Genomic DNA, 5079 nt, shown 5'->3' with positions numbered 1-5079 from the left:
ATCGCGCCTGACCGCACCGCCATCCGCCTGTCGCCGGGTCTCGCCATGTGGGGCATCGACGAAGGCGTCGAGGGCCGCGATCTATATCGCCATCTCGTTCCCGAACTGGACAGACTGGGACTTGCCTATCTCCACATCATGCAGGCTGGCGACGAGCCGTTGCTCGGAGACATCCGCAAGCTCTGGCATCGCACGCTGATCCTCAACCGACCGGGACGTCCGCGCGACCAGATCGGCGCCGACGTCGCGTCGGGTCTCGCCGACCTCGAATCCTTCGGTCAGATGATCCTTGCCAATCCGGACTTCGTGAGCCGCCTGAACTCCGGCGCGCCCTTGAACGAAGCGGATCGCAACAGCTTCTTCGGGGGCACCGAGAAGGGCTATACCGACTATCCCGTGTGGGCCGACGCCCGGTTGGAACAGACGGCCGTCCGATGAAAAAGGACAAGTCGATCACCTGGCGTCATGTCGAACCGAAGTCGCTCGACCTTCGGAAACTCAAGGTGGCCATGATCGGGGGAACGGGCGGCATCGGTCGCTCGCTTGCCCAGGCTTTGGCAAAGCAGGGCGCAGACGTGCTGGTCGTCGGCCGCACCTTCAAGGATGAGACGAACCCGAGCATCAGCTTCGTGAAAGCCGATCTCAGCCTCTTAGCCGATGCACGACGGGTCGCGGATGAGCTGCCCGCCGAGAGCCTCGCTCTTGTCATCATGACCACAGGCGTGATGGCCGGTCCAAAGAGGGAGACGACGTCGGAAGGGATCGAACGCGATCTGGCAATCAGCTACCTCAGCCGTTTCGTCATCCTCAACGCCATCGCGCCGCGCCTCGGAAAAGACAGGTCCGACGTCCGGAGGAAGCCCCGTGTCTTCGTCATGGGCTTCCCAGGGTCGGGTCAGAAGGCGAACGTCGACGATCTGAACTCGAAGAAGAGCTACGGCCGCATGAAAGCCCACATGAACACCGTCGCCGGCAACGAGGCGCTTGTCCTGGACGTTGCGCGGCGGTTCCCGCAGATCGACGTCTTCGGTCTGAACCCAGGCTTCGTGAAAACCGGCATCCGCGCCAATCTGTTCGGATCGAAACTGCTTCTGAAGATCGCCGAGGGCCTGACATCGTTCATGACGATCGCGCCGGAGGTATATGCCGAGCGGATGACGCCGCTGCTGGTGTCTCCGGACATCGATGGTCGCAGTGGGGCGATGCTCAACAACAGGGCGCAGCCAATTCTTCCAAGCGAAAACCTCCGCGACCCATCGTATGTGCAGGCCGTTATCAGGGCGTCGAACGACCTGGTGGCGAAGACAATCGCCTAGAGCGCGCTGTCGTGCGGAACCGGATATGGAGCACAAGACGACTCTGATGCGTCTAATGCAAACTGCACTTGAAGTCGCAGGCTGCGTTGAGGTCTCTGGTCTTTCTATGCCGCGATGTTCGAGTTCGAGCTCTGGCATCGACAGAATGTCAAGACCGGCAAAAATGCAGGTCGTGTAATCAAACTTCTGGACGCTCGGCCCCGTCTTCCACGACGATGGCGTCCAATTCCTTCCTGAGTGTGGCGACACTCTTCGCACCGTTAAGCTTCGCGAACTCAAGCTGCGCCGCACTCCAGAGAGGCGATGCCTTGTCATGCAGGGCATCGCCTTCACGGGTCAGCTCAATGACCCGATAGCGGCCGTCTGTGGGCGAGGGCTTCATCGTAACGAAGCCGTCTCTCTCCAATGTACCGACCATCTTTCCCATGGCCGTACGCTCGACGTCGAGCCGCTCCGCCAGCATATTGACGGTGGCGCTTTTCCCCTCTGCGAGGGCGGCGAGGATGAGAAACTGCGTGATGCGCAAGCCGACCGGCTGAAGGTGGGCGTCGTAAAGACGGGTGATCTGTCGGCTTGCTCTTCGCATGGCGTTGCAGTTGCATTGGTCGATTCCCAGGGGTTGGTTTGTCGACAGCATCGTCGTTCCTTTCACTCCAATACAGCGGCGTCTTCACGCAGATTGCGGAAGACGCCAAGCATTCGTCAGGCTTCGAGGTTCAAAACAATCCGGGCGGAGGCGTGATGTAGCCCGGCACCTCGTCGGCGAGCGTGCTCTTTAGCAGAACCGTCCCCTTGTCTGCCATGATCTCGTTTTTCCCTTCGGCAAGCGCATCATAGGTCTGGGTGGCAACGTCGGTGGGATTGGTCTTCGGCACGTCGATACCGTTCGTCAAATCGGTGTCGAGAAACCCGACATGAAGTCCGAGAACCTGGATGCCGCGGTCGACGAGGTGGAATCGCAGCTGGTTGGTGTAGCTCCAGGCGGCGGCCTTGGACGCGGCATACGGCGTCAGGTAGGGGCGCGGCAGCCATACGATGTCCGACAGGACATTGATAACCGCCGCATTGGGCTGCTTCGACAGGGCGGGCTCAAATGCCTGGGTGACCCGCGCCAGACCATAGTAGTTGGTGTCGAACAGCGCCTTCGACTGGCTTTCGAAGTCTGCAGCCAGAGGATTTTCGATCAGAGCCGCGATGCCGGCATTGTTGATCAGGACCGTCGTATCCTCTGCGATCTCGGCCGCCGTGGCGATCGTTGCGCGATCGGTGACGTCGATGCGGACCGGGACGACGCCCGGCTCGTCGAAACCGTTCGTGTTGCGCATGCCGGCATAAACCTTCTTCGCGCCGCGACGGACCGCCTCGCGCGCAAAGGCGAGACCCAGACCGCGATTGGCACCGGTGACGAAGACCGTTGCATTCCTGATTTCCATGACATGTCTCCTTGATTGGCTAGATGTTCGCCTCGTCCCCGTCGCGGAGATCGAGGAGCGTGGGTTCAAAGAAAAAGCTCTTCGGGTAATTGGCCGGAAAGCGCTGTCCGAAGGCTGTTGGCGAGGGTCACGACGGCGTCGACAGGGCCCATGCGCACACTGACCCTCGGGACGGCCCCGTCCGGATCGCGATCGATGACGGCGACCGCGTTGAGGCGTTCGCCGCTCGCCAACTTCGCTTCGTATTCAAGAAGCGTCCGCGAGCCGACGGTGCCGATAAAGGTCGGGTTCTGCTCGACGTAGAACGTGCCCACGGCGTCCACGACCGTGCGGATCGTCTCACGACCTACCACCGGGCCGCGCAGGACAGAGCTGATAAGCTCCGCATCCTCGCTCAGATCGTCGAGGAAGGGGTGTCGTTCTTCATGCGTGTTGGACATTATCGTTCTCCCCAGTTCGTCTCAATGGAAGGCGTCGCGATACTTGGCGATGAATTCCGGGACCGAGAGGGCCTCAATTCCCGTCACGCGCTCGACGACGTCGTTGGTGCCGGCAAAGATCCCTTCGCGATAATTCTGCGCGACCTCGACGAGATGCTGCACAAGGAAGGGCGGAAATTGATACAGGTTCTCCATCTTGTCCTTGAAGGTCTCAATCGAGGTCGGCGCGTATTCGATCTTCGCGCCAAGTACTTCGCTCATCGCAGCGGCGATTTCGGTATGGTTCATTTCCACCGGGCCGTGGAGCGTATAGATCTTGCCGCCGTGACCTTCGGGTTTTGCCAGCAGATGAGCGATCACGCGGCCCTGGTCATCGGAGCCGATCGGCGCATGGCGACCGTTCTCGAACGGGAACTCGATCTTCTTCGAGGCCCAGATCTCCTTCGCGAAGTGCGGATAAACAAGCCAATCCGCGAAAAACGTTGGCCGCAGATGGGTCGTTGCGACACCGGACCAATCAAAGACGCGCTCCGAGATCCAGTGATCCTGCGCTGCATGGCTGGCCGATTCCCTGCGGGCCGAAATCTGTGACATGTTGACGATCGCGGTGACGCCCGCCTCCTTTGCTGCCTGCGCGAAGTACGCGGCGGCACCCAGGATCCCTGGTGCGATCGGATGCAGGAAGTAGGCGGATTTGATGCCTTCCATTGCCGAACGGATGTGGTCGATGTCGGTGAAGTCGCCAACGGCGATTTCGACACCCCGTCTGCGCAGCGCTTCTGCGCGGTCGTCATTCGAGCGCACGTAAGCTCGAACCTTGTGGCCCATCTTCAATAGCTCGTCGATCGCCGCGCCTCCGGTCCGTCCGGTTGCACCGCTGATCAGAATGTTTGCTTCTTCACTCATCATCGGTTCTCCAATAAATAAGAGCATATGCTCTCGATAAACGATGAAATAAGAGCATATGCTCTTAAAGTCAAGATTTCTCTGAAGAGGTAGCGGTGGGGTGCAACGCGTGGACGTGACCGTAACACGCTATTCTTCACCGCCTAACATTTGTCGTGCTTAGCGCGTTTACTGAGTTGCGGGCACACGAGAATGCCCATGGAGGTAGTCATGACCAAATTCGCGCTCTACGTTCCGCTCGAGGCAAAGCCCGGCAAGGAAGAAGCAGTCGCCGAGTTCCTCCGATCAGCCGTACCGCTGGTCAATGGCGAGCCCGGCACGATTTCCTGGTATGCGATACAGGAGGGGCCAAGTTCGTTTGCAATCTTTGACACGTTCGACGATGAGGACGGAAGGGAAGCCCACTTGGACGGCCAGGTTGCCGCGGCCTTGATGGCAAAGGCAGCGGAAGGGGACCTGTTCGCCAAGCCGCCACAGATCCATAAGCTGTCCATCCTTGCGGATAAGCGCACATAAGCATTGCGCAATTCTTTAATTCAGATTGGACATACATTGGGCTGTGCCTCATCTGAAGACGCGAGGATGGCGCCAGGGTAAACTGGCGCCGGCGATTGGCGTTAGCTTAGCGTCCAATCCCTTGCAGGCGGAAATCCCGCATGTCCGGTTCGATCGATTTGAATTTGACAGCTCTACGGCCTGCGAGGCAAAGGCCGCACAGAATTTGTGTTAACAGCACCGCTTTCCAGACCCCTTTGTCTATCCAGTGAGGAATAATCCGATGCGGATCGCGATCTTCGTACCTGCGGACGTGCATTCACTGGAGCTTGCCGGGCTGATGGACGTATTTGCTGAAGCAAATGCCCGCATCGACAGGCCGTTCTACGAAGTCACGATCGTCGCGGAAGGCGATAGCACGATCCGCTGTGCATCAGGTCTCAGGCTCCAGCCTGACTGCGCTTTCAATGATTACTCCGGCAACCCAGA

At 59.4% G+C, this 5079-nt stretch carries 6 protein-coding genes and 2 pseudogenes; 4 read left to right on the top strand and 4 right to left on the bottom strand.

Annotation, left to right across the window (positions count from 1 at the left end; translation table 11 throughout):
- Together ACIQWP_RS31755 and ACIQWP_RS31750 are read left to right on the top strand one after the other, a co-directional pair.
- Nucleotides 1–438: pseudogene (locus ACIQWP_RS31755) on the top strand (alkene reductase); the annotation flags it as partial.
- On the top strand, nucleotides 435–1316 hold the full coding sequence (locus ACIQWP_RS31750; RefSeq protein WP_402796429.1) for an SDR family NAD(P)-dependent oxidoreductase: 882 nt from the start codon (nucleotides 435–437) through the stop codon (nucleotides 1314–1316). The pseudogene ACIQWP_RS31755 and the gene ACIQWP_RS31750, both read left to right, overlap by 4 nt.
- A 178-nt stretch (nucleotides 1317–1494) precedes the next feature.
- Here the strand turns inward: ACIQWP_RS31750 and ACIQWP_RS31745 are convergent, their stop codons facing one another.
- The 4 genes from ACIQWP_RS31745 to ACIQWP_RS31730 all read right to left on the bottom strand — a co-directional run bounded on the left by ACIQWP_RS31745 (nucleotide 1495) and on the right by ACIQWP_RS31730 (nucleotide 4095).
- On the bottom strand, nucleotides 1495–1953 hold the full coding sequence (locus ACIQWP_RS31745) for a MarR family winged helix-turn-helix transcriptional regulator (protein ID WP_402796427.1): 459 nt from the start codon (nucleotides 1951–1953) through the stop codon (nucleotides 1495–1497).
- A gap of 79 nt (nucleotides 1954–2032) precedes the next feature.
- Nucleotides 2033–2749: an SDR family oxidoreductase gene (locus tag ACIQWP_RS31740; RefSeq protein ID WP_402796424.1), complete on the bottom strand. Its 717-nt coding sequence runs from the start codon at nucleotides 2747–2749 to the stop codon at nucleotides 2033–2035.
- A gap of 65 nt (nucleotides 2750–2814) precedes the next feature.
- Complete coding sequence (locus ACIQWP_RS31735) at nucleotides 2815–3189, bottom strand: hypothetical protein (RefSeq protein WP_402796421.1); 375 nt, start codon at nucleotides 3187–3189, stop codon at nucleotides 2815–2817.
- Nucleotides 3190–3210: 21 nt separating this feature from the next.
- On the bottom strand, nucleotides 3211–4095 hold the full coding sequence (locus tag ACIQWP_RS31730) for an NmrA family NAD(P)-binding protein (protein ID WP_402796418.1): 885 nt from the start codon (nucleotides 4093–4095) through the stop codon (nucleotides 3211–3213).
- Nucleotides 4096–4305: 210 nt separating this feature from the next.
- On the opposite strand from ACIQWP_RS31730, the gene ACIQWP_RS31725 reads away from it, so the two are divergent.
- The gene (locus ACIQWP_RS31725; RefSeq protein ID WP_402796415.1) at nucleotides 4306–4611 is read left to right on the top strand and encodes a putative quinol monooxygenase; all 306 of its coding nucleotides are present in this window, start codon (nucleotides 4306–4308) and stop codon (nucleotides 4609–4611) included.
- A 262-nt stretch (nucleotides 4612–4873) separates the two neighbouring features.
- Nucleotides 4874–5079: pseudogene (locus tag ACIQWP_RS31720) on the top strand (AraC family transcriptional regulator); the annotation flags it as partial.

The sequence above is a fragment of the Rhizobium sp. NPDC090279 genome (assembly GCF_044769665.1).
In the GTDB taxonomy this organism is placed as follows: Bacteria; Pseudomonadota; Alphaproteobacteria; order Rhizobiales; family Rhizobiaceae; genus Rhizobium.
This window is presented reverse-complemented; position numbering and strand designations above follow the sequence as displayed.

Coding starts and splice junctions, on each gene's coding strand:
- ACIQWP_RS31740 (WP_402796424.1), bottom strand. CDS start 2,749: ATGGAAATCAGGAATGCAACGGTCTTCGTCACCGGTGCCAATCGCGGT.
- ACIQWP_RS31745 (WP_402796427.1), bottom strand. CDS start 1,953: ATGCTGTCGACAAACCAACCCCTGGGAATCGACCAATGCAACTGCAAC.
- ACIQWP_RS31735 (WP_402796421.1), bottom strand. CDS start 3,189: ATGTCCAACACGCATGAAGAACGACACCCCTTCCTCGACGATCTGAGC.
- ACIQWP_RS31730 (WP_402796418.1), bottom strand. CDS start 4,095: ATGAGTGAAGAAGCAAACATTCTGATCAGCGGTGCAACCGGACGGACC.
- ACIQWP_RS31750 (WP_402796429.1), top strand. CDS start 435: ATGAAAAAGGACAAGTCGATCACCTGGCGTCATGTCGAACCGAAGTCG.
- ACIQWP_RS31725 (WP_402796415.1), top strand. CDS start 4,306: ATGACCAAATTCGCGCTCTACGTTCCGCTCGAGGCAAAGCCCGGCAAG.